The sequence below is a fragment of the Mycobacterium sp. SP-6446 genome (genome assembly GCF_001954045.1).
In the GTDB taxonomy this organism is placed as follows: domain Bacteria; phylum Actinomycetota; class Actinomycetes; order Mycobacteriales; family Mycobacteriaceae; genus Mycobacterium.
This window is the reverse complement of sequence record NZ_MBEM01000030.1, coordinates 1-20,910: the sequence shown is the minus strand read 5'-3', so window position 1 is coordinate 20,910 and position 20,910 is coordinate 1. Positions and strand designations below refer to the sequence as shown.

The following is a 20,910-nucleotide window of genomic DNA, read 5'->3' as shown; positions in this document are numbered from 1 at the left end:
GCCTTCGTGTCCGGCTTGTTCTGTAGCGATCATTACGGTACTGTAGTGATCACTACAGAGTCAAGACCCATCGGCGAGGAGTTCCAGTGGCAGGCACAGACAAGCCGCAGCGGCGCCGCCGCATCGATGGCGAGGCATCCCGGGCCCGCATCCTGGATGCCGCCACCGAAATCGCCAGCGAGCGCGGCTACGAAGGCACCAGCATCGGGCTGGTCAGCGGTAAATGTGGCCTCCCGGCCAGTTCGATCTACTGGCATTTCAAGGACAAGGACGATCTGATCGCCGCGGTCATCGAACGCAGCTTCGCCCACTGGCTTTCGGCGTGGGAGATGCCCGCCGAAGGCACCGCGCGGGAGCGTCTCGTCGTGGTGGCGATGCAGATCGCCAAGGCGTTGCTCGACTCCCCCGACTTCCTCCGGCTCGGCCTGATGCTTGCCCTGGAACGGCGGCCCGTCGAGCCGCGGGCGCGGGCGATGTTCCTCGCCGTCCGCGACCGGGCGGTCGAAACTCTGACCCCTGCAATCCGCGACCTCGCACCCGGTCTCACCGACGCGCAGATCCATCAGTTGGCCACCTACGCGATCGCCGGGGCCGACGGCCTCTTCATCGCCAAGGAGATCGGTGGTGACTCCGTGGATCTCCCGGCGCTGTTCGAAATGCATGCCGCCGCCCTGTTCGACAGCGCCGCGCGCATGATCGGCGAGTCCAAGTGACCTTCGGAGAGCGGTGGCCCGTTGCCATCATCGGCTCGGGCGACGTCCGCGCACCCAACCTCAACATGATCACCTGCGGCGTGCAGGCAGCGATCCCGATTGTCGCCGCGGTCGGCAAGGCCGGCATCGTTTCGTACGCCGAGGTCGTCTCGTCGATCGCGGCGAAATCCGCGGACCCGGGAATCCGCAGCAACATCGACGAATTCATCGAAATCACCGCCACCGCACTTCGAGTCGTCGGCGGCGCCCAGCGTGGTAAGGCGGTGATCATCCTTAACCCCGCCGATCCCCCGGTGCCTACGCGCAATACGGTGTACTGCCTCGTCGACGGGGAGCCGGATCACCACCGGATCGAGCGGGAAATCCACGACATGGTCGACCGGGTCGCCGCCTACGTGCCCGGATATCGACTCAAGCAAGACGTGCAGTTCCAGGTGTTCGACCGCGACGACGCGCTCTACATCCCCGAGATCGGCAAGTTCACCGGCACACGCGTCTCCGTGATGCTCGAAGTCGTCGGAGTCGCAACATGACTCAGCGCCTCTACATCAGCGACGTCACGCTGCGCGACGGCATGCACGCCGTGCGTCACCAATACAGCATTGATCAGGCGACCGCGATCGCGCGCGCCCTCGACGCGGCGGGGGTCGACTCGATCGAAGTCGCCCACGGCGACGGGCTGGCGGGTTCGAGCTGCGTATATGGGTTTGGTGCCCATACCGACCTGGAATGGATTGAGGCCGTCGCTGAAGTCATCCAAAATGCAAGCATCGCAACACTCTTGCTGCCCGGCGTCGGCAGCGTCCGCAACCTCGAAGACGCGCATCGGGCGGGCGCCACCGTCGTGCGCATCGGCACCCACTGCACCGAGGCCGACATCTCCGCCCGCTACATCGACGCCGCGCGCGACCTCCGCATGGACGCCGTTGGCTTCCTGATGATGAGCCACCTCGCCAGCCCCGCTCGGCTGGCCGAACAAGCAAAGCTCATGGAGGGTTACGGAGCCAGATGCGTCTACGTCGTCGACTCCGGCGGAGCCATGACGATGCGCGACATCGCCGACCGCGTCGACGCGCTACGCCAAACACTGCTTCCCACAACCGAAATCGGCATCCACGCCCATCACAATCTCTCGCTGGGGGTGGCTAACTCCATCGTGGCGGTCGAGCACGGTGCCTACCGCGTTGACGCCTCACTCGCGGGCATGGGCGCCGGCGCCGGCAATGCGCCGCTGGAGGTGTTCGTCGCCGCGGCCTCGCGCCTCGGTTGGGATCACGGATGCGACCTGCACCGGCTACAGGATGCCGCCGACGACCTCGTCCGGCCCCTACAGGACCGGCCGGTACGCGTTGACCGCGAAACATTGACCCTCGGCTACGCGGGTGTCTACTCGAGTTTTCTGCGCCATGCGGAGGCCGCCGCCACACGCTTCGGCGTCGACGCTCGCGCGCTGCTGGAAGAAGCCGGTCGGCGCGGCATGGTCGGAGGCCAGGAAGACATGCTTGTCGATATCGCCCTCGACCTCACCGGCTCACGCTGAACGAACTCATCAAGGCCGCGCGTCGAGTTGTCGTCGCGAGGTGGGCGCGATTGCCACAACGACGTTCGGCAACATCAGCCGGTGACAGCGAGGACGGCCGCGGCGAGTTCGGGACGGCACACCAACAGGTCCGGCAGCTTCGGGTCCGGCTGGTTGTAGGCCAGCGCCGAGCCGTCGATGCGCGAGGTGTGCAAACCCGCGGCCCGGGCGACGGCGACCGGTGCGGCCGAGTCCCATTCGAACTGACCGCCGGCGTGGACATAGACGTCGGACAAGCCCTGCACGATCGACGCCACCTTGGCTCCGGCCGAACCCATTTCCACCAGGACGCCGTCCAGGGCGTCGCGAACGGCCAAGGCGATCGCGGGCGGCCGGGTGCGCGATACCACGATGCGCGGCTTGTCCGGCGCGGCGGGAGGCGCGGCAACGTCGGGTGTGGCCAACGTGATGCCCTGCGCCGGCAGCGCTACCGCACCGGCGAGAAGCTCGCCGGCCTCCCAGAGCGCGACGTGCACCGCCCAGTCGTCGCGCCCCAGTTCGGAGAATTCCCGGGTGCCGTCGAGCGGATCGACAATCCACACCCGCTGCGAGCGCAGCCGCACCGGATCGTCGGCACCCTCCTCGGACAGCACCGCATCGTCGGGGCGCTCGTTCGCGAGCGCTTCCATGAGAAAGTCGTGGGATCGCTTGTCCCCCGCGGCTTTCCGCTCGCTGGCATCGGAGTCGGCGAATTCGTCGCGCACTCCGAGCAGCAGCCGGCCCGCCTCGGTGGCCAGCCGCGCGGCCAGCCCGTGGTCATTCATCGGTCACTCCGGAGATCATCGCCATCCTCGATATGTTGGTCGGATTGACCAAACTTACCGCGCCGCGATTCATGCGGCGCCCGCCACCCCGGGGGTGGCATTTCTGCCATAACCTGGTGAACGTGAGCGGCAACGTCTCTTCATCGAGCCGGCCGCGGCGGATTCCGCGGGGCCGCATGACCGTGATTGGTGTCGTGCTGGCCGTTGCGCTGATTGGTGGGCTCGGCTTCGTCGGGATCAAGCTGACCCAGCACCAGAACGGCGCGGCGCCGCCGACCACCCAACCCGCGCCGCCGACCAGCTTCGCCATCCCGGCCTGCTACAACCCAGCGGTTCAACCTGCCGAGCGTCCAAAGAAGCTCAATGTCCTGGGCTGCGCGAGCGTAGCCGTTGCGCTGCAAGACATGTCGTGGAGCTCGTGGGGACCACAGGGCGCCGACGGGACCGGCACCGCCGTTTTCAAGATGTGCGACCCGAACTGCGCGGCCGGCTATCAACTCACCGATCCGGTCGTCGTGCACGCGTGGAATCCGCAGCCGCCGCGTCCGGATGCCATCTGTCAGGTCGGGCTCAGGATTTTCGCCGACCTGATCCTGGCGTTCCCCAAGGATGTCCCGCCGCCGACTGCGCAGAAAATGACCACCCAGTACAACGGAATGCCGGCGGTGCACTACGTGAACTACGCCGTCGGCAACGGTCGCGACACCCAATTCATCGGCTACACGTTCTGCAACTAGCCGCGGCCGCTCTTGCGATCGCCGCTAGACCTCGATGACGACCGCCCCGCCCTGGCCGCCGCCGGCGCACATGGCGGCGACGCCGATGCCACCGCCGCGGCGGGCCAGCTCGTAGGTCAACGTGGTGACCATGCGCGCGCCCGATGCCGCGATGGGATGGCCCAGGCTGCAGCCGCTTCCGGAGAAATTGACCTTTTCGTCGTCGATGCCGTACTCGCGGCACGCCGCGATCGGCACCGAGGCGAACGCCTCGTTGATCTCCCACAGCGCTACGTCGCCCACCGATAGGCCGGCGCGCTGCAACACCTTCCCGATCACCTTGACCGCACCCAGACCGCAGTCCTTGGGCGGCACGCCCACCGCGGCCCACGCCTTGACCGTGCCCATCACGTTGAGCTTTTCGGCTTCCGCGTAGTCGCGGTCGACGAGAGCGACCGCGGCGGCGGCGTCGTTGGTGCCGCTGCTGTTGCCCGCCGTGATCGAGAACCCTTCGATCTCCGGGTGCAGCACCTTGAGCGCGGCGAGCTTCTCGACGGTGGTGTCGCGGCGCGGATGCTCGTCGACCGAAAAGTCGGTTACCGAGCCGTCCAGCTGGGTGATCTTCAGCGGGATGATCTCGTCGACGAACTTGCCGGCATCGATGGCCGCGATGGCGCGCTGGTGCGACCGGGCGGCCCAGGCGTCCATCTCCTCGCGGGTGATGCCCACCGTCTGCGCGGTGTTCCAGCCCACCGTGATCGACATGTCCTTGGTGGGCGCATCGGGCGTCTCGACATGGGTCGGCGGCAGCCAGCGCTCCTCGAACTTCAGCTCGGGACCGGGAATCCGCTGGTTCATCAGCGGTGTCATCGACAGTGACTGCACCCCGCCCGCGATGAGCACGCGCTCCATCCCGGAGCCGATCTGGGCCGCGGCGTTGCCGATGGCGGTGAGGCTGCCCGCGCAGTGCCGGTTCACCGCCTGGCCGGGGATGTCCTCCATGCCGGTTGCGGCCGCCGCGTAACGCGCCAGATCCCCTCCGCCGTAATGCGATTCGGCGAAGATGATGTCGTCGATGGCCGATGGGTCGACACCGGAGCGACGCACCACCTCGGGGAGCACCGTGGTGACCAGAACCTCGGGCGGTGTGTTGACGAGCGTTCCCTTGAAGGAGCGCCCGATCGCGGTCCTGACTGCTCCGACGATGACGGGTGTGGCCATTGTTTACCTCGAACTGTTGGTTGGGCGGTGCGCCAAGTTTACACTAAACGCCTTAAGCGTAACGCCATGGCCGGGTCACACATAGCGCTACGCTCGCGCAATGACCGCAACCCCCCTCATAAAACCCGACACGACCCAGACCGCGGCATACCGCGTCGCGGCGATGCTGATGGGCATCGGGACCCTGCACTTCCTGGCACCCAAGCCGTTCGACGGGATCGTTCCCGCGGAGCTGCCTGGAGACCCGCGGCTGTACACCTACGTGTCGGGAGCTGCCGAGGTATCGATCGGTGCGCTGCTGTTGCCGCGCCGCACCCGGCGATCCGCGGCGCTCGCGGCGGCCCTGCTGTTCGTCGCAGTGTTCCCGGCCAACGTCAACATGGTCCGCTTGTGGTGGGGCAAGCCCTGGCCGATGCGAGTCGCCGCCCTCGCCCGGCTGCCGCTGCAGATTCCGATGATCACCACGGTGCTAAAAATCCGGCGCAACAGCTAGCGTGTCACATGCGCCACATGCGTCGCTGGCCGCGGTGGTGTCCGTTGTGCCCGCCTCCGAGCGACAACCGGTAGTTGGCGGCGTCCCGCCTGGTCGCCCGAGTTGTCGCTAAGAGGCGGGCAACCGTCCACCGCCTGACGCGGAAACTGGTGTGGCAGTTGAGATTATGGCGGCGTAAACACACCCGAACGCACGGGAGGTTTGAGTGGCAAAGGCGGACATCGCGGCCCTGCTCGCGGTCGCAGCGGCGTTGACGACGGCCATCGGAGATGTGATCGAGCAGCGATCCGCCCAGCAAGTCACGGACAAGCCCGTCGGCACGTGGGCCCTGTTTCGCCGGCTGCTCCGCGATCGGCAGTGGTGGGCCGGCAGCCTCGTGGCCGCGGCCGGGTTCGGGCTACAGGCCGCGGCACTCGCGCTCGGTTCGGTGGTACTCGTGCAGGCGTTACTGGTCACCTCGCTGCTGTTCGCGTTGGTCATCAGTACGAAGACAAGCCACCGCAAAGTCACTCGCCGGCAAGTGATCTGGGCCGTACTCCTCGCGGTCGCGGTGACGGTGGTGGTTGTCGTCGGCGATCCGCAGGCCGGGAATCCGCGAGGATCATTCAAGACGTGGAGTGTCGTGGCCCTCGTCATGGGACCGGCGCTGATCCTGTGCGTGATCGGTGCCCGGATTTTCTCGGGGTGGACCAGCGCACTGTTGTTGGGCCTGATGTCGGGTTCGCTCTGGGGCCTGTTTTCGGTGTTGACCAAGGGCGTCGTCGACCAGCTTGGCCACGGGATCATGCCCTTGCTGCGCATGCCCGAGCTATACATTTGGGCGGTGCTGGCGATCGCCGCGACGGCGTGGGAACAGTCGGCGTTTCGGGCCGGCCCGCTGACCGCGTCGCTGCCCGCCGTGACCGTCGCCGAGCCGATCGTCGGATCGGTTCTCGGCGTCACGGTGCTCGGCGAAACCATGAGCACCAACGATGCCGGCCTGGTGGCACTAGGCGTGTCGGTCGCGGTCATGATCGCCGCGACGGTGGCGCTGGCCCATGGGCAGGCCGCCGCATCGGCCGGCTAGCGCGTTCAGCCTAAGGTCTCGCGCAGTTCTTTCTTGATCACTTTTCCGAATTGGTTGCGCGGCAGCGCATCGACGACCACGAGACGCTCGGGATGCTTGTAGCGGCTGAGGCCGTGCGAATGGCAGTGCTGAACAAGGGATTCCAGCGACACGCCGTGGGTTGACGTTGGTACCACCACCGCGCAGACCCGCTCGCCGGCGCTACGGTCGGGCACTCCGATGACGGCGACGTCGGCGACCGCCGGATGGGTGACAAGCACGTTTTCGATCTCGGCCGCGGAAACGTTCTCCGCGTTGCGGATAATGGCATCCTTGATACGGCCGGTGACGCGAACGTTGCCGTCGGCATCGATCAGCCCGAGATCGCCGGTGCGCAACCAGCCCTCCCCGTCGAATGCGTCGGCGTCTAGCGTCGCGTCCGCGTAGCCCAGGAAGCATTGCGGGCCCTTGAGCCGCAACTCGCCTTCACGCCCGGCGGGCAGTTCGACTTCTCGGCTGTCGACCACGCGGACGCTGACCCCCGATACCGGCGGGCCCACGGTGTGGTCGAGGACCTCCGGCGGGGCGGTGAAAGACGGTGAGGTGGCGCAGGGAAACTCGGTGAGCCCCCAGGCGTTGGCGATCCCGCCGACTCCGAAGGTTTCGCGAACCTGACGTCCCAGTTCGGGCGTGATGGGTGCGCCTCCGGCCAGGCAGCCCCGCAGGGCGGGGAACAGGGGCCGATCGCCGTGAGCGCGTTGGGCCTCGAGGAAAGCCACAAAAAACGGTGTCGCCGTGCCGAGGAAGGTAGGGTTATGCGCCGCAATGGAAAACGGCGTCGTCGCCGGATCGAATGCCTCGAACAACGCCAGCCGCATTCCAGTCAGCAGCGCGGCGGCCAGCATCGCGGCGCCGCCAATGTGCGCGATCGGGAAGGCAATCGGATCGACGTCGCGGCTCGTCGCGCCGACCATGCCCACCACGCCCGTCGAGCCGGCGATCACCGACGCGTCGGTGTGACGGATCCCCTTGGGGGCCGCGGTGGTCCCCGACGAGTAGTAGATCCAGCGGGCGTCGCCGGTGGATCCCGTTGGCGCCGTGAGGGTATCGACGGTGCCGCGGGGCAGCCGCAGCTGGCCGACGGCCGGCGGAGTCTGCAGGTCGACGGTGATGACCTCGAAGCCCTTGTCCGCCGACAAATCCCGGGCAAGCCCGCCGTGGTCGAATCCGCGCCAAAACTCAGGCGCTACAAAGAATTCCGTTGCCAGCTGTCCGGTAATGAAGTCGACTTCGCGTTCCCGCAGTATCGGAATTATCGGGTTTTGCACCGCGCCAAGTCGGGTGAGTGCCGCCATGACCACCATGGTTTCGAGTGTGGTGGGCAGCTGCCAGGACACGACCGTTCCCGCGCCGATCCCCCGTTCGGCGAACGCCGCGGCCGTCGCGCACGCGGCATCACAAAGCTCGCGCGCGGTAAGGCTTCGGCCATGCTCATCGGCGAGCACGCGGCGGTTCGGGTCGCGCTGTGCCGCGCCGGCGATCAACTCCCAGAACGTCATCTATTCAGTTGATCGGCGGACGGTGGGCGGAATCCCGAGTGTGCGAGCGAGACGGACACGGCACTGCCAACCGGACCCTGGTGGTCGACGAGAACGGCCGACCCCGTGGCCACCCCCTCGTTGCTGTAGTGAGTGAGCGCGGCCAGCCCGATGTGCGGCCCTTCCGGCAGCCGGCTCAGGGTCAGGGTGTAGTCGACGTTAATGAACTGCAGAGCCTGGGTGCCCCAATTGGCGATTGCGGCCGTGACGTCGGCGGCCATCGCCGCTCGCGTAAACGCCGTGAACGGCTCGCCGTCGATCAACGGGCGCGTTTCCTGCAACCACGTGTATTTCTGCCCGGACGCGTTCACCCAGTCAGGATCGGGATTCTGGACTCCCGCGCCCCAGCCATATGTCCGCATGAACAGCGACGGGTGGGTGCCGTCCTCCTCGATCGGCAGCCGCGGCATTTGCACCGGCTGTGACCACACGTCCCCGTCGGGTTGCGGGCCGCGCTTTAGAAACAGCGCACTCCCGCGCGCCACCGGGGCGTCGTGCTGGATCAGGACCGCCTCGACGAGCCGCAGCCGCCGTCGCTCGTGTCTCACCCGGGTCCGAACCTCGATCGGTTCCAGTGCGGTTGGTGCGGGAAGGTCGACGGTCAGCCGCGCAGGTTGCAGTTCGGGGTCGTCGACGGCCTGTTCGACGGCCCAGCCCAAGAGGCCACCGGCGACGTGGCCGCTGAGCGACGGGCCCCACCCTCCTCGCGCGATTTGGGTTGGTACGTAATGGCTTCCGTCACGCACGAAGTACGGTGTCGCCGCCGCCGCGCCGACGTCGTCGGGCACGATTCTCGTCTCGGTCACCGCATGCCTGCCCTCTCCCGTAAAGCCACGAACCGTGAATATTACAGTATTGCCTTCTAGTCGCGCGGCGAGCCGACACGATGGGCGGTGCCGTCGGGATCGACGTAGACGAATTCCCGTAAGCCGTAGGGTGTGTCGTGCGGAGCGATCAAGCGGCCTTCGAGGTGCTCGAGCGCCTTCCATTCCGCGTAGACGGCGTCAGCGTCGCTGACGTAGAAGTACACACTCGCGGCCGTGCGGAGGGGATCGTGCTCGGCCCACTCGGTGAGGTGAATCGACACCGATCCACGATCGGCAAAACCGTACCGCTCGGGTCCTTCGTAGGGGCGGGCATCAAATCCGAGCCGGCGGTAACGATCAAGCGCGCGGTCAAGGTCTCGGACGGGGACGATCGGTGATACCGACGTGAAATCAATCGCGGGCACACCACAGTGTGTCAGCGGCGCCGGACGCCGCCCAAATGGCCTCACACCGTTTACCTGTTGGCTGTGGAAAGCCGTCGCGACCAGGGCGTACACTCTGGCGGCCGAGCCGGTCAAGCGACGATACTTGCGCCATCACAGTGCGGGCCCGCTCGCGGGGGCATCGCACAGCGTCGAGGAGGACAAGTGAGCACATCAGAGACGCCGGCCGGGGGGCTGCCGGTCATCCATCTCTCGCAACTGCTGCGCGCACCGGTGCTGGCCCGCTCCGGCGAGACCGTCGGCCGGGTCGAAGACGTAATCGTGCGACTGCGCGGCGCCGAGGAGTACCCGTTGCTGACCGGGATCGTCGCCGGGGTGGGCGGCCGGCGAGTGTTCGTCGGAAGCAAATCAATTCACGAGTACGCTACCGATCGAGTTATCTTGGCCAAGAACAAGATTGACCTCCGCGGGTTTGAGCGCCGCGACGGCGAGGTGCTGCTGCGCGCCGACGTGCTTGGGCACCGGTTGATCGATGTGGCCGCCGTGGAGCTGGTGCGCGCCTACGACGTCGAGCTGGAAGACACCGGCGCCGGGTGGGTGCTCGCACGGCTGGACACCCGGCGTCCGCCGTTATTGTTCGGGCTGATCAAGCGCTCCGGCGGCCACGCGGCCCGCGATTGGAAGGCATTCGAACCGCTGATCGGGCACGCGCGCTCCGATGCGGTCCGCCGCATGTCGGGCCGGTTCGGCGGATTCAAACCCGCCGAGATCGCCGATCTGCTCGAGGACGCAGACAAGGCCGAGGGCGGCGAGATCCTCGATCGGGTCCGCAGCGACCCGGAATTGGAAGCCGACGTCTTCGAGGAGCTCGACCCCGACAAGGCGAGCCAATTACTCGATCGCATGCCCGACGACGAGGTCGCGGCGCTACTGGGCCGGATGCGCGCCGACGATGCCGCCGACGCGATCGCAGACCTTCGACAATCGCGGCGCCGGCGCGTGCTGGACCTGATGCCGGCGCCGCAGCGCACCAAGGTGATCACCCTGATGGGGTTCAACCCCGACAGCGCCGGCGGGCTGATGAACGTCGACTTCGTCTCCTGCGCCGCTACCGCAACCGCCGGCACCGCGCTCGCATTGATCGCCGACGCCCGCGCCATCCAGCCCGAAGCGCTCGTCAAAATGCATGTCCTGGACGAGGACAAACGCCTCGCCGGTGTGGTGTCGGTGATCGCACTGCTGCAGGCCGACGCCGCCGAAAGCGTTGGGGCACTGATGGATTCCGACCCGATCCGGGTCGCATCCGAAGCCGACCTGACGGACATCGCGCTGCTGATGGCCGACTTCAACCTCTACTCCATCCCGGTCGTCGATGAGCAGGACCGCATGCTCGGGGTGGTCACGGTCGACGACGTGCTGGAGGCCACCATCCCAGAGGACTGGCGACGCCGCGAGCCCGCGCCACGACCGATCCGCGACATCACCAGCGATGAGGACAACGCGTCGGTGCCGAGAGGGGAAACTACGTGAGCTCCGGCGACGATAACGCCGCAGTCGCGGGAGCGTCGGGTCCCGGCGTTGAACCGCGTGAGGTGCGGCGTACCGCGGTGCTCGACAGCAAGCACCTGGGTGATATCGAGGGCGCGTTCGGGCGCATCAGCGTCGGCGAGACCGACCATGCCCGCACCCTGAAGAGTAGGCTGCTGACCCTGCTGGCAATCGTCGGCCCGGGGATCATCGTGATGGTCGGCGACAACGACGCCGGCGGGGTGGCCACCTATGCCCAAGCCGGCCAGAACTACGGCTACTCCCTGCTGTGGGTGCTGTTGCTGCTCATCCCGGTGCTGATCGTCAACCAGGAGATGGTGGTCCGGCTGGGCGCGGTCACCGGCGTCGGGCACGCCCGGTTGATCAACGAACGTTTCGGTCGCGGGTGGGGCTGGTTCTCCGTCGGCGACCTGTTCCTGCTCAACTTCTTGACGATCGTCACCGAGTTTATCGGGATCACCCTGGCCGCCGACTACATCGGCGTCTCGAAATACGTTGTGGTGCCGATCTCGGCGGTCGCATTGGTTGCGATCATGGCGAGCGGCAGCTTCCGGCGTTGGGAGCGAGCGATGTTCGTCTTCATCGCCGTCACCCTGCTGCAGATCCCGATGCTGCTCATGTCGCATCCGCAGTGGACCCATGCGGCGAAGTCGTTTGTGGTGCCAAGCATCTCGGGCGGCGTGAGCTCGGATGCGGTGCTGCTGATCATTGCCATCGTCGGCACCACCGTGGCGCCGTGGCAGCTCTTCTTCCAGCAGTCCAACGTCGTCGACAAACGCATCACGCCCCGATTCATGGGCTACGAGCGCGCCGACACCGTGTTGGGGGCCTTCGTCGTGATCGTCGGCGCCGCGGCACTGCTCATGACCGGCGACTGGGCAGCACGCTCCACCAACACCGTCGGCCGTTTCACCGACGCCGGCGACATCGCCCACCTGCTCGGCCAGCACAGCGCGACGCTCGGCTCGTTCTTTGCGATCGTGCTGATGGACGCGTCGATCATCGGCGCGGCCGCGGTCACCCTGGCGACCAGTTACGCCTTCGGCGACGTGTTCGGCCTCAAGCATTCGCTGCACCGCGGTTTCGCCGACGCCAAACAGTTCTACCTGTCCTACACCGCGATGGTGGTGCTGGCCGCGGCCATCGTGCTGATTCCCGGCGCCCCGCTCGGGCTGATCACCACCGCGGTGCAAGCCCTCGCCGGTCTGCTGTTGCCCAGTGCCAGCGTGTTTCTCCTGCTGTTGTGCAACGACCGGGAAGTGTTGGGGCCCTGGGTGAATCGGCCCTGGCTCAACTGGGTCGCGGGGTTGATCGTCGGCACCCTGTTACTGCTGTCGGGGATTCTGATGGCCACTACCCTGTTCCCCGGCATCGACGTCGTCGCCATCGCCGGCTACCTGGCCCTGACGTTGGTGCTGCTCGCCGCCGCGGCCGCACCGGCGCTGCGCTGGATGGCCCGTCGGCAACCCACGCCACCGGCCGCCAAGCTCCCGGCGCGCGGCGTGGACCGCACCCATTGGCGGATGCCACCGCTGACCCTCTTGGAGCCGGTCACCTGGTCACCGGGCACCCGGCTCGGCATGATCGCCTTGCGCGCCTACCTGGTCCTGGGAGCGCTGCTGCTGGTGGTCAAGGCAATCCAGGTCAGCCGCGGATAGTGCGATCTATCGGCGCGACCGCGGCGGGCGGCTGGCCGGGGCGGTAAAGCCCCCGGTGTCATCGAAGGAGGCCCACTCCCCCTCGTCGTCGACCTCCATGCGCCAACCGAGCTCGGAGGTGCGGGCAATGGAGTTCGTAAACCAGGCGTGCGCAGCCTCAGCGCTGGCGAAATCCCTGGTCGCGATGATTTCGCCGTGCGGGCCGACAACTCGAAACCTGGCCATACGGTGTGGTTATCCCTTCTTATCGGCATTCAATCGCAAGTAATGCCCGCCGACAAGTGCCGGGAAGGGAATCTCGACCAAGCTAGACCGTGCGCGCCAGCCGGCCCGCGAGCAGCTCGGCGAACCTCGCCGGATCCTCGAGGGCACCGCCTTCGGCGAGAAGCGCTGTGCCATAAAGCAGTTCGGCAGTTTCGGCTACCTCGGCGCGCGCGGCATCATCGTCCGCCTGTTGCTGCGCCTGCCGCAAACCGGTGATCAGCGGGTGGCTCGGGTTGAGTTCGAGAATCCGCTTCCCGACCGGAACCGCCTGCCCGGAGGCGCGGTACATCCGCGCGAGGGCCGGTGTAATGCCGAAGGCATCGGTGATCAGGCAGGCCGGCGACTCGGTCAGCCGGGTTGACAGCCGGACTTCCTTCACATGCTCACTCAGGGTTTCCTTCAGCCAGGCCAGCAGGTCGGCGAACTCTTTCTCCTGCTCCTCGCGCTCGGCCTCGCTTTGCTCCTCTTCGGCGGCCAGATCCACCTCACCCTTGGCCACCGACTGGAGCGGTTTCCCGTCGAACTCGGTCACCGTCCCCACCCAGATCTCGTCGACCGGGTCGGTGAGCAGCAACACCTCGTAGCCCTTGGCCTTGAACGCCTCGAGGTGCGGCGACTTCAAGATCTGCTGACGTGACTCACCGGTCGCGTAGAAGATCTGCTCCTGCCCCTCCTTCATGCGCTCGACGTACTCGGCCAGGGTGGTGGCTTCTTCCTCGCTGTGCGTCGACGCGAACGAGGAGACGCGCAGCAGCGTGTCCTGATTGTCGAAGTCCGACAGCAGGCCCTCTTTGAGGACCCTGCCGAACTGAGTCCAAAACGTGCGGTAGTCCTCCGGGCGCTCGGACTGCAGATCCTTGATCGTGGAGAGAACCTTCTTGGTCAGGCGGCGACGGATCGCGTTGATTTGCCGATCCTGCTGCAGGATTTCGCGAGAAACGTTGAGCGACATGTCCTGTGCGTCGACGACGCCCTTGATGAACCGCAGATACGCGGGCATGAGCTGATCGCAGTCGCCCATGATGAACACGCGCTTGACGTAAAGCTGTATCCCGACGCTGGCGTCGCGGTTGAAGAGGTCGAACGGGGCGTGGGTCGGGATGAACAGCAGGGCCTGGTATTCGAAGGTGCCCTCGGCTCGCATCGCGATGACCTCGAGCGGGTCGTCCCACGCGTGCGCGATGTGCTTGTAGAACTCCTTGTACTCCTCGTCGGACACTTCGTCCTTGGGCCTGGCCCACAGCGCCTTCATCGAGTTGAGGGTCTCGGTTTCGAGGGTGACGACCTCCTCGCCGCCCTCCTCGCCGGGCGGGGTCCGCCGCTCGACTTCCATCCGGATCGGCCAGGCAATGAAGTCGGAGTACTTCTTGACCAGGCTCCTGATCATCCAGTCCGCGGTGTAGTCGTGTAGCTCGTCCTCTTTGTCTTCGGGCTTGAGGTGCAGCGTGACCGACGTTCCCTGCGGGGCATCCTCGACGGATTCGATGGTGTAGGTGCCCTCGCCGCTCGACGCCCACCGGGTGGCCTCGCTCTCGCCGGCCTTGCGGGTGAGCAGCTCGACCTTGTCGGCCACCATGAACGACGAGTAGAAGCCGATACCGAACTGCCCGATCAATTCCTCGGAAGCGGCCGCGTTCTTGGCCTCGCGCAGCTGCTGGCGCAGCTCGGCGGTACCGGACTTGGCCAGCGTCCCGATCAGGTCCACGACCTCGGCGCGTGTCATGCCGATGCCGTTGTCGCGGACGGTCAACGTGCGGGCGCCCTTGTCGACCTCGATGTCGATGTGCAGATCGGAGGTGTCGACGTCGAGGTCTTTGTTGCGGAACGCTTCGAGGCGCAGCTTGTCGAGTGCGTCGGATGCGTTCGAGATCAACTCCCGCAGAAACGAGTCTTTGTTGGAGTAGACCGAGTGGACCATCAAGTCGAGCAGTTGTCGTGCCTCAGCCTGAAACTCCAACTGCTCTACACCGGCGTTCATGCGATTCGACATAAAACCAAAATCTACCGAGATCTGAATCTGTGAAGGGTGGGGGGCCTCAAACATTCGCTCATTCGACGAGCTCGAGCGCGCGCCGACATAACCGCCGACAACCAGGCGAAACGCCGTCCCGTGCGCTCCAAAACGGCCGGCGCCGGCGTCGCCCCGCAAAGAGTCTGCACGTCCGGATCACAGCGCACGCATAGCAGGGCTTCCTAGCGTCGGTGGGCGTAGGGGGAATCAAGCAACTAGAGACGGGTGACGGACCATGAATTTGAAGCAACTGATCGCGGGGGGAACCATCGCCGGCGCTCTCGGTGCAGCGGTGCTGGGTGTCGGCGCGGGCACGGCGTATGCGGCTCCGGCCTCGCCGCCGCTGGCTCCAGGCGCTCCGCATGATCCGCCCGGACCCGGTGGGCCCGGCGGTCCTGGCGGGCCGGGCAATCCCGGTGGGCCCGGGAACCCGGGCGGCCCCGGCGACCACGGCCAGAATGGTCCCGGCGGACCCGGTGGCCACGGTCCGGGCGGCCCGGGCGGACCTGGCGGCCCGGGCGGCCCCGGGGACTACCACCCGAACGGCCCCGGTGGCCCCGGCGGGCCCGGTGGGCCGGGCGGGCCGGGCGGACCCGGCCCGTGGCGCGGCGACCCGCACCGTGGCTACTTCCATGCAGCCCCTTGGGGTGACGGACCCGCACCGTGGGGATGGGGTGAGCCGCCGCGGCCCGCGTGGGACCGCCCCCTCCCACCGCCCGGCGGACAGTGGGGCTACGGTCCGATCAACTACTGGGGCTACCAGGAGACTCCCGTCTGGGACCCCGGCTTCAACCAGTGGGGATTCTGGTTCTTCGGGGTCTGGATCCCGCTGTAAAAAGCCACCTCAAAGGCGCCCGCCTTGCCACTCGGTGAGGCGGGCGTCGGCGTCGGCGTAGCTGCCGAGGTGAATTGACGGCCACGGCGGCGGTAGTAGCGTTGTCTCGAGCTCGAGAAGGGGAAGCGGTGGTCGTCGGCAGGCAGATGCTGCACTCGGGATCCAACGAGTCGCTGGGCCGCGAGGCGCACTATGCTGCCACGGATTTCGCCGGCATGGATGAGCGCAGCGTCGCGAAACTGCGCGCGGTGCGATGCAGCTGCGTTACATAAGCGTCGCGGCGCTCGTCGCCGAAGCCGGTGGTGATCCCTGGGCGATCAACCACAGCCTGCAGGCCGGCCGCCCGGCTCAAATCTCCGACCTGGCGGAGGCGTTTCACGCCGCGGGCCGCTCCACCACCGAGTCCAGCGCCGCCTTCGATGAAGCCCGCCGCCGCTTCGAGGCGTCCTGGAATCGGGACAACGGCGAGAATCCGATCAACGACTCCGCCGAAGTGCAGCGCGTGTCCAAAGCGCTGGGCGCCCAGTCCGTACAGCTGCCGAAAATCGGCGTCGAGCTGGAAAACATCGCCGCCGCCCTAGCCGAAGCGCAGCGAACCGGCGCGGTGCAGATCTCAAACCTGGAGGGCCAACTACAACAGCTCGACAACGAGATCGGCCAGGCGGTCGAAGCGGAGAAAGACATCCACCTCAGCGCGGCCGATAAGTCCGCGCTCGACACGCTGATCACTCATCTTGAACAAGAAGCGATCGACGACACCAAATCAACGCTGGGCCAACTCGTCTCGCTGCGCAACGGTTACTCGGACTGTCTGCAGAAATCACTGGCCACGGTGCGCGGCGACGGATACGAGCCGCCGGCCATCCAGGGCTTGGGTGTAGCACCTCAGATTCCGCCACCCAATACCAAGCCCGAAGATGTGAAGAAGTGGTGGGATTCGCTGAGCCAGCAACAACGGGATCAGCTGATTGCTGAGCACCCACCGCAGCTGGGAAACCTCAACGGAATCAACGCCATCGCCCGCGACGCCGTCAACCAAGCGGTGATGAATGACGACATCAACCTCGTCGAGAACATCGCCAAACAGCGCGGGGTGTCCGTCACGGACGTCCTCGCCAACCCGGGACTATATGGCCTTTCGGGCACCGAGGTCACGCGCTATGGCAACGCTGTAAAGACGCGTGACGGATTGAACTACGACAGAGGGCCGGAAGGCCCCAACCAACGACCCGTCATGCTCTGGGCCTACGACCCGTTGGCGTTCAACGGCTGGGGCAGGGCGGCGATCGCGATCGGCAATCCCGACTACGCGCGCAACACCGCGATCATCGTCCCGGGCACCGGCAGCAGTGTGCAGCAGGGCTGGATGTCGGGACACCAAGATGCGACCAACCTCTACGACCAGTCCCTGGCGGCCGACCCGGAACACCACTACACGTCCGTGATCGCGTGGATGGGTTATGAAGCGCCGCACGGCTTCTCCGATGTCCGGGTCAGTGAACCCGGGCTGGCAAGGGCCGGTGGCGATCTGCTCGCCGCCGACGTCAACGGCCTGTGGGTAACCCACAACAGCCTCACGCCCGAGCACATCACGGTCATCGGGCACTCCTACGGGTCGACCACCGTCGCCGACGCGTTTGCGCACAGCAACATGCACGCCAACGACGCCGTGCTGATCGGTTGTCCGGGAACGGATCTGGCGCATAGCGCCGCAGACTTCCACCTCGATGGCGGGCATGTCTACGTCGGCTCGGCCTCCACCGACCCGGTCAGCTGGATCGGCCAGGGCAGCGGCCTGCCCGAAGAATGGCTCAAGGGCAAGCTCAGGGACCACGGACTCCCCGTTCCGTACGACGCCGGGCTGGGCCGCGATCCGGCCGGCGACGGATACGGATCGATCCGCTTCCACGCCGAAGTGGCGGGCTCCACGGACATGGACCGGCACGACCATTCGCACTACTACGACATGGGCAGCGAGGCGCTGCGCAGCATGACCGACATCGCCAGCGGCCAATCCAACCACCTGGCGACCGACGGGCTACTCGCGGACGGCCGGCGCCAACCACACATCGGGCCGTTCCGAATACCCGGTATACCTGCATATATCGACCCCGAACACGATCGCCCACGCGATACGATCAACGACAACCATGCCTACCCCACGTACGCCCCCCGCTGATCGCCGCCAAATGCCATGGCGTTCCGTGATCTTCACTGCGCTAGTCCTCGTCCTGTCGATCGCCACGGGAGGGTGTTCGCTGATGTTTCCTGACCGGCACGACATTGACCATCCGGCCAACCCGCTATCCGATGACCAAACCCAAGCTCAGGTTGTCGACGCAGCCAAGCAAATCGCGCAGCAGGTGAGCCTCCCAGACGTGTACGGGGGCTTCGTGTTTCAATCGTGCAACGACCAGGGGGAGCCGCCCTACCGTGGGGTCGTCGAGATGAGCTTCAAACTGCCGACGGATGACCGCAAGGGGTATCCCGCCGAGGTCGACCCGGACACGTTCTTCAATCAAATCGCCGCAACGATGGTCGCACACGGGTGGACCGACGGACCCCCGCCCGGATTGCGCCCGAACGGACGGGTGATCAACAGGAACGGCGTCATGGCGGTCATGTCCGCGGGGCCGAACCCCGGCTGGAACCGCATCCAGCTCTACGGCGAGTGCCGGAACATGACCGATCACCACAACGATGGCAAGACCAACTGGGTGAAGATCACCGACCAATTGCATTGACGATGCTCAATGCCCAACGTGCGGTTTGATTTCCTCGATCACCCACTGCGCGTAGTCCAGATATTCCTCCGGTCCGTTCAGCCGCGGCGGAGGGACCGAGCTGAACGTCACGCCGAGTTCGCCGAATCGGCAAAGCTGGTCGATGATCTCTTGTTTGCCCATCCCAGGGCGATAATTCGGATCGTCCGCAGCGACGTGGCCCTCCCCGACTCTGCCCATTCCCAGCGGATACATGACGTCGAACGGCCTGCCGTCGTACGTGGGCTGCGATTTGATGAAGTCGATCTTGGCCGGAACGTCTTCGACCTTGGACAGAAACGGCCACCACCCGGATGCGAACCGCGCCGCCCGCTTCAGCGCCGCGTCCGCGTCACCGGCGATCCAGATCGGCAGATGCGGGCGCTGCACCGGCTTCGGCGCGAACGCGATGTCGCCGAAAGACACATACTTGCCGGCAAAACTGGGCGACTCGCTTGTCCACAGTTCGACCATCGCCTGAAGGTACTCGTCGGCGATGCGACCCCGCTGACGGAACGGCACGCCTAGCGCATCGAATTCCTCTGCGTCCCAACCAACCCCGAACGTCGCGGTGATGCGCCCGCCGCTCATCCAGTCCGCGGTCGCCAGCGCTTTGGCCAGCACCACCGGATGGTGCAACGGCAGGATCGTCACGCTCGAATTGACGCGGATTCGCTGTGTCGCCCCCGCGATGAACGCCTGCGCGACCGTCGAATGCAGATAAAACGGGCCGGACAGCTCCAGATGCGAATGCGGGACGACGAAATGCTCAGGCACCGTGACCATGTCGTAGCCCAGCTCATCTGCGCGCTTGAGCATCGCCGCTTGCTGCGGTCCCGTGACCGCGAACTCCCAGTCGGCCGTCATCGCCGGCAACTCCAGCGTGTGCGGCAGGCCGAATGCCAACTTCATCCCGCCATGATGTCGGGTCGACAGTTGGCAGTACCCGTCGGGTGTCCGATAACGGGCCGCGGGCTTTAGACTGCTCGCGTGAATCCGGTGAAATCGTGCTAACCCTGCGGCGTTTCGTCGCGGTCGTCGCCGTCTCGGTGCTGGGCGCGGGCTGCGGCTCGGCGCATGCGACGGGCCCCCGCACCATTACGTTGACGCTAGTGCGACATGCCCAGTCGGCGGCCAACGCGTCCGGTTTGATCGACACTTCAATCCCCGGCCCGGACATAACCCCCAAGGGGTGGTGTCAGGCGACGCTCGCGGCCACCCAATTGGCCCCCAATCACTACGACGGCATCTACGCCTCGCCCCTGATCCGCACGCAGGAGACGGCCACACCGACGGCGCAGGCGCTGGGCGAAGCCGTCACCGTGCTGCCCGGGCTGCGGGAGATTGAGGCGGGCCAGTACGAGGGCACCCCCGAGGCCGACATCCCGCAGACGTACTTCGCCGCACCCCGGCGATGGCTGCAGGGTGACCGGAGCGCGCGGATCCCGGGCTCGGTGGACGGCAACGAGTTCGACGCGCGGTTCGACGCTGCCGTCCAACAGATTTATGACAGCGGCGAGCAGAACCCCGTCGCCTTCTCGCACAGCGCGGCGATCATGTTCTGGATGCTGATGAATGTCCGCAATGTCCCGCCGCAGCTGACCGCCAAGCCGCTGCCGAACGTCGGGCGCGTGGTGATCACCGGAAATCCCTCCGACGGCTGGACATTGACCGACTGGGATGCCGATCCCCCGCAGTGCTAGGGGCTCTTGGTGCCGACGGTGATCAGATCGGACACGATCTGCGTCCACAGCGGTCTCGGGATACGGTGCTGATCGGTGACGGTGAACCCCGCGTTCTCGAACAACGACCGCATCTCGGTTGGCGACGCGTTGTGCTGAGGTTTCCACCTGTTGGCCGCCGAAGCCTGCAGCCGCGGTTGCCGAGTGCTTAGGGCGCTGACGGCCACCAGGCCGCCGGGGGCCAGCACGCGGTGGAATTCCCGCAGCGCCGCCGGCTGGTCGAAGAAGTGAAACGCCGACGTCGTCACCACGGCGTCCAGGGCCCCCTCGCCGAAGGGCAGCTGTTCGGCCGGACCGCGCAGCCATTTCACCCGGTCGGACCTAGCGCGGGCTTTCTCGAGCATGCCGTCGGACATGTCGATCCCATAGATCTCATCGGGTTGCAGTTCGCGCTGGATCCGGTCGCTGAGAATGCCTGTGCCGCAGGCGATGTCAGCGATCCGGCGGGCTCCGTGCTCGCGTAACTGCGCGATGACCTCGTCGTGCGGCGGGCGGTACACCCACTGCTGCAGAATCGGCAGGTCGTAGGCCGGGGCCAGGAAACTCCATAGCCGCGTGACCACGCTGTTGAGTCCCCGGCGTTGCGGTGCCGTCATGCGCTCATTGTGCCCCGGCGCCAGATGCGCGGGTAACTGCGATCAAGTTCGCCTAGCGGCCCGGGCCACCTGGCCCACCGGGTCCCCCAGGCCCGCCAGGACCACCAGGCCCGCCCGGGCCGCCAATGGACCCGGCGGACCTGGGGGGCCGGGGG

21 protein-coding genes and 1 pseudogene are annotated in these 20,910 nt (G+C 66.4%); 13 read left to right on the top strand and 9 right to left on the bottom strand.

What is annotated here, in order from left to right:
• Positions 1-86: 86 nt before the first annotated feature.
• From A5736_RS02425 to dmpG, 3 genes and pseudogenes are all read left to right on the top strand, one after another.
• Complete coding sequence (locus tag A5736_RS02425) at positions 87-713, top strand: TetR/AcrR family transcriptional regulator (protein ID WP_076244339.1); 627 nt, start codon at positions 87-89, stop codon at positions 711-713.
• A gap of 44 nt (positions 714-757) precedes the next feature.
• Positions 758-1,240, top strand: a pseudogene (locus A5736_RS02420) (acetaldehyde dehydrogenase (acetylating)); the annotation flags it as partial.
• A gap of 2 nt (positions 1,241-1,242) precedes the next feature.
• Positions 1,243-2,253, top strand: a complete 1,011-nt coding sequence (gene dmpG, locus A5736_RS02415; RefSeq protein ID WP_076244336.1) for a 4-hydroxy-2-oxovalerate aldolase — start codon at positions 1,243-1,245, stop codon at positions 2,251-2,253.
• A 74-nt stretch (positions 2,254-2,327) separates the two neighbouring features.
• On the opposite strand, the gene A5736_RS02410 is transcribed toward dmpG, so the two are convergent.
• Positions 2,328-3,056: a 3'(2'),5'-bisphosphate nucleotidase CysQ gene (locus A5736_RS02410; protein WP_076244335.1), complete on the bottom strand. Its 729-nt coding sequence runs from the start codon at positions 3,054-3,056 to the stop codon at positions 2,328-2,330.
• Positions 3,057-3,232: 176 nt separating this feature from the next.
• Between A5736_RS02410 and A5736_RS02405 the strand changes: the two genes are divergently transcribed.
• Positions 3,233-3,793 (top strand): hypothetical protein, encoded by a 561-nt coding sequence (locus A5736_RS02405; RefSeq protein WP_076244333.1) that lies wholly within the window; start codon positions 3,233-3,235, stop codon positions 3,791-3,793.
• A gap of 24 nt (positions 3,794-3,817) precedes the next feature.
• On the opposite strand, the gene A5736_RS02400 is transcribed toward A5736_RS02405, so the two are convergent.
• Entirely contained in the window at positions 3,818-4,993 is a 1,176-nt protein-coding gene (locus A5736_RS02400; protein ID WP_076244331.1) for a thiolase family protein, read from the bottom strand.
• 100 nt (positions 4,994-5,093) lie between these two features.
• Here A5736_RS02400 and A5736_RS02395 point away from each other — a divergent pair, with 100 nt between their 5' ends.
• Positions 5,094-5,486 carry a hypothetical protein gene (locus A5736_RS02395; protein WP_076244330.1) on the top strand — a complete coding sequence of 131 codons (393 nt, stop codon included), beginning with the start codon at positions 5,094-5,096 and terminating at the stop codon, positions 5,484-5,486.
• A 205-nt stretch (positions 5,487-5,691) separates the two neighbouring features.
• Complete coding sequence (locus A5736_RS02390) at positions 5,692-6,552, top strand: DMT family transporter (protein ID WP_076244328.1); 861 nt, start codon at positions 5,692-5,694, stop codon at positions 6,550-6,552.
• A 5-nt stretch (positions 6,553-6,557) separates the two neighbouring features.
• Here A5736_RS02390 and A5736_RS02385 read toward each other — a convergent pair whose 3' ends face one another.
• The 3 genes from A5736_RS02385 to A5736_RS02375 form a co-directional block, all read right to left on the bottom strand.
• Positions 6,558-8,090, bottom strand: a complete 1,533-nt coding sequence (locus tag A5736_RS02385) for a class I adenylate-forming enzyme family protein (protein ID WP_076244327.1) — start codon at positions 8,088-8,090, stop codon at positions 6,558-6,560.
• A complete protein-coding gene (locus tag A5736_RS02380) occupies positions 8,087-8,875 on the bottom strand; it encodes an acyl-CoA thioesterase domain-containing protein (protein ID WP_076122439.1) in 789 nt (262 codons plus the stop codon). Before A5736_RS02380 ends, A5736_RS02385 begins: the two co-directional genes overlap by 4 nt.
• A 116-nt stretch (positions 8,876-8,991) precedes the next feature.
• Positions 8,992-9,351: a VOC family protein gene (locus tag A5736_RS02375; protein WP_076244357.1), complete on the bottom strand. Its 360-nt coding sequence runs from the start codon at positions 9,349-9,351 to the stop codon at positions 8,992-8,994.
• A gap of 192 nt (positions 9,352-9,543) precedes the next feature.
• Between A5736_RS02375 and A5736_RS02370 the strand changes: the two genes are divergently transcribed.
• Together A5736_RS02370 and A5736_RS02365 are read left to right on the top strand one after the other, a co-directional pair.
• Positions 9,544-10,869 carry a magnesium transporter MgtE N-terminal domain-containing protein gene (locus A5736_RS02370; protein WP_076244325.1) on the top strand — a complete coding sequence of 442 codons (1,326 nt, stop codon included), beginning with the start codon at positions 9,544-9,546 and terminating at the stop codon, positions 10,867-10,869.
• 77 nt (positions 10,870-10,946) lie between these two features.
• Positions 10,947-12,545, top strand: coding sequence for an Nramp family divalent metal transporter (locus tag A5736_RS02365; RefSeq protein ID WP_139333084.1), 1,599 nt, complete (start codon positions 10,947-10,949; stop codon positions 12,543-12,545).
• Positions 12,546-12,551: 6 nt separating this feature from the next.
• On the opposite strand, the gene A5736_RS02360 is transcribed toward A5736_RS02365, so the two are convergent.
• The gene (locus A5736_RS02360; protein ID WP_076122376.1) at positions 12,552-12,770 is read right to left on the bottom strand and encodes a hypothetical protein; all 219 of its coding nucleotides are present in this window, start codon (positions 12,768-12,770) and stop codon (positions 12,552-12,554) included.
• Positions 12,771-12,852: 82 nt separating this feature from the next.
• Positions 12,853-14,787, bottom strand: coding sequence for a molecular chaperone HtpG (gene htpG, locus A5736_RS02355; RefSeq protein ID WP_076244321.1), 1,935 nt, complete (start codon positions 14,785-14,787; stop codon positions 12,853-12,855).
• Positions 14,788-15,055: 268 nt separating this feature from the next.
• Here htpG and A5736_RS02350 point away from each other — a divergent pair, with 268 nt between their 5' ends.
• The 4 genes from A5736_RS02350 to A5736_RS02335 all read left to right on the top strand — a co-directional run bounded on the left by A5736_RS02350 (position 15,056) and on the right by A5736_RS02335 (position 18,399).
• A complete protein-coding gene (locus A5736_RS02350) occupies positions 15,056-15,655 on the top strand; it encodes a chitin-binding protein (RefSeq protein ID WP_076244319.1) in 600 nt (199 codons plus the stop codon).
• 146 nt (positions 15,656-15,801) lie between these two features.
• Positions 15,802-15,927, top strand: coding sequence for a DUF2563 family protein (locus A5736_RS27155; protein ID WP_371328352.1), 126 nt, complete (start codon positions 15,802-15,804; stop codon positions 15,925-15,927).
• Positions 15,909-17,834: an alpha/beta hydrolase gene (locus A5736_RS02340; RefSeq protein ID WP_076244317.1), complete on the top strand. Its 1,926-nt coding sequence runs from the start codon at positions 15,909-15,911 to the stop codon at positions 17,832-17,834. Before A5736_RS27155 ends, A5736_RS02340 begins: the two co-directional genes overlap by 19 nt.
• An 82-nt stretch (positions 17,835-17,916) precedes the next feature.
• The gene (locus A5736_RS02335) at positions 17,917-18,399 is read left to right on the top strand and encodes a hypothetical protein (protein ID WP_076244354.1); all 483 of its coding nucleotides are present in this window, start codon (positions 17,917-17,919) and stop codon (positions 18,397-18,399) included.
• 6 nt (positions 18,400-18,405) lie between these two features.
• Here A5736_RS02335 and A5736_RS02330 read toward each other — a convergent pair whose 3' ends face one another.
• On the bottom strand, positions 18,406-19,329 hold the full coding sequence (locus tag A5736_RS02330; RefSeq protein ID WP_076244316.1) for a TIGR03619 family F420-dependent LLM class oxidoreductase: 924 nt from the start codon (positions 19,327-19,329) through the stop codon (positions 18,406-18,408).
• 95 nt (positions 19,330-19,424) lie between these two features.
• Between A5736_RS02330 and A5736_RS02325 the strand changes: the two genes are divergently transcribed.
• Positions 19,425-20,120 (top strand): histidine phosphatase family protein, encoded by a 696-nt coding sequence (locus A5736_RS02325; RefSeq protein WP_369804987.1) that lies wholly within the window; start codon positions 19,425-19,427, stop codon positions 20,118-20,120.
• Here the strand turns inward: A5736_RS02325 and A5736_RS02320 are convergent.
• The gene (locus A5736_RS02320) at positions 20,117-20,755 is read right to left on the bottom strand and encodes a class I SAM-dependent methyltransferase (RefSeq protein WP_076244314.1); all 639 of its coding nucleotides are present in this window, start codon (positions 20,753-20,755) and stop codon (positions 20,117-20,119) included. The genes A5736_RS02325 and A5736_RS02320 overlap by 4 nt on opposite strands.
• Between the last annotated feature and the right edge of the window lie 155 nt (positions 20,756-20,910).

What these genes read in the sequence shown, in the direction of transcription:
- A5736_RS02335 (WP_076244354.1), top strand. Translation starts at nt 17,917, where the DNA reads ATGTTTCCTGACCGGCACGACATTGACCATCCGGCCAACCCGCTATCC.
- A5736_RS02405 (WP_076244333.1), top strand. Translation starts at nt 3,233, where the DNA reads ATGACCGTGATTGGTGTCGTGCTGGCCGTTGCGCTGATTGGTGGGCTC.
- dmpG (WP_076244336.1), top strand. Translation starts at nt 1,243, where the DNA reads ATGACTCAGCGCCTCTACATCAGCGACGTCACGCTGCGCGACGGCATG.
- A5736_RS02385 (WP_076244327.1), bottom strand. Translation starts at nt 8,090, where the DNA reads ATGACGTTCTGGGAGTTGATCGCCGGCGCGGCACAGCGCGACCCGAAC.
- A5736_RS02320 (WP_076244314.1), bottom strand. Translation starts at nt 20,755, where the DNA reads ATGACGGCACCGCAACGCCGGGGACTCAACAGCGTGGTCACGCGGCTA.
- A5736_RS02400 (WP_076244331.1), bottom strand. Translation starts at nt 4,993, where the DNA reads ATGGCCACACCCGTCATCGTCGGAGCAGTCAGGACCGCGATCGGGCGC.
- A5736_RS02350 (WP_076244319.1), top strand. Translation starts at nt 15,056, where the DNA reads ATGAATTTGAAGCAACTGATCGCGGGGGGAACCATCGCCGGCGCTCTC.
- A5736_RS02410 (WP_076244335.1), bottom strand. Translation starts at nt 3,056, where the DNA reads ATGAATGACCACGGGCTGGCCGCGCGGCTGGCCACCGAGGCGGGCCGG.
- A5736_RS02330 (WP_076244316.1), bottom strand. Translation starts at nt 19,329, where the DNA reads ATGAAGTTGGCATTCGGCCTGCCGCACACGCTGGAGTTGCCGGCGATG.
- A5736_RS02360 (WP_076122376.1), bottom strand. Translation starts at nt 12,770, where the DNA reads ATGGCCAGGTTTCGAGTTGTCGGCCCGCACGGCGAAATCATCGCGACC.
- A5736_RS02340 (WP_076244317.1), top strand. Translation starts at nt 15,909, where the DNA reads ATGCAGCTGCGTTACATAAGCGTCGCGGCGCTCGTCGCCGAAGCCGGT.
- htpG (WP_076244321.1), bottom strand. Translation starts at nt 14,787, where the DNA reads ATGAACGCCGGTGTAGAGCAGTTGGAGTTTCAGGCTGAGGCACGACAA.
- A5736_RS02395 (WP_076244330.1), top strand. Translation starts at nt 5,094, where the DNA reads ATGACCGCAACCCCCCTCATAAAACCCGACACGACCCAGACCGCGGCA.
- A5736_RS27155 (WP_371328352.1), top strand. Translation starts at nt 15,802, where the DNA reads ATGCTGCACTCGGGATCCAACGAGTCGCTGGGCCGCGAGGCGCACTAT.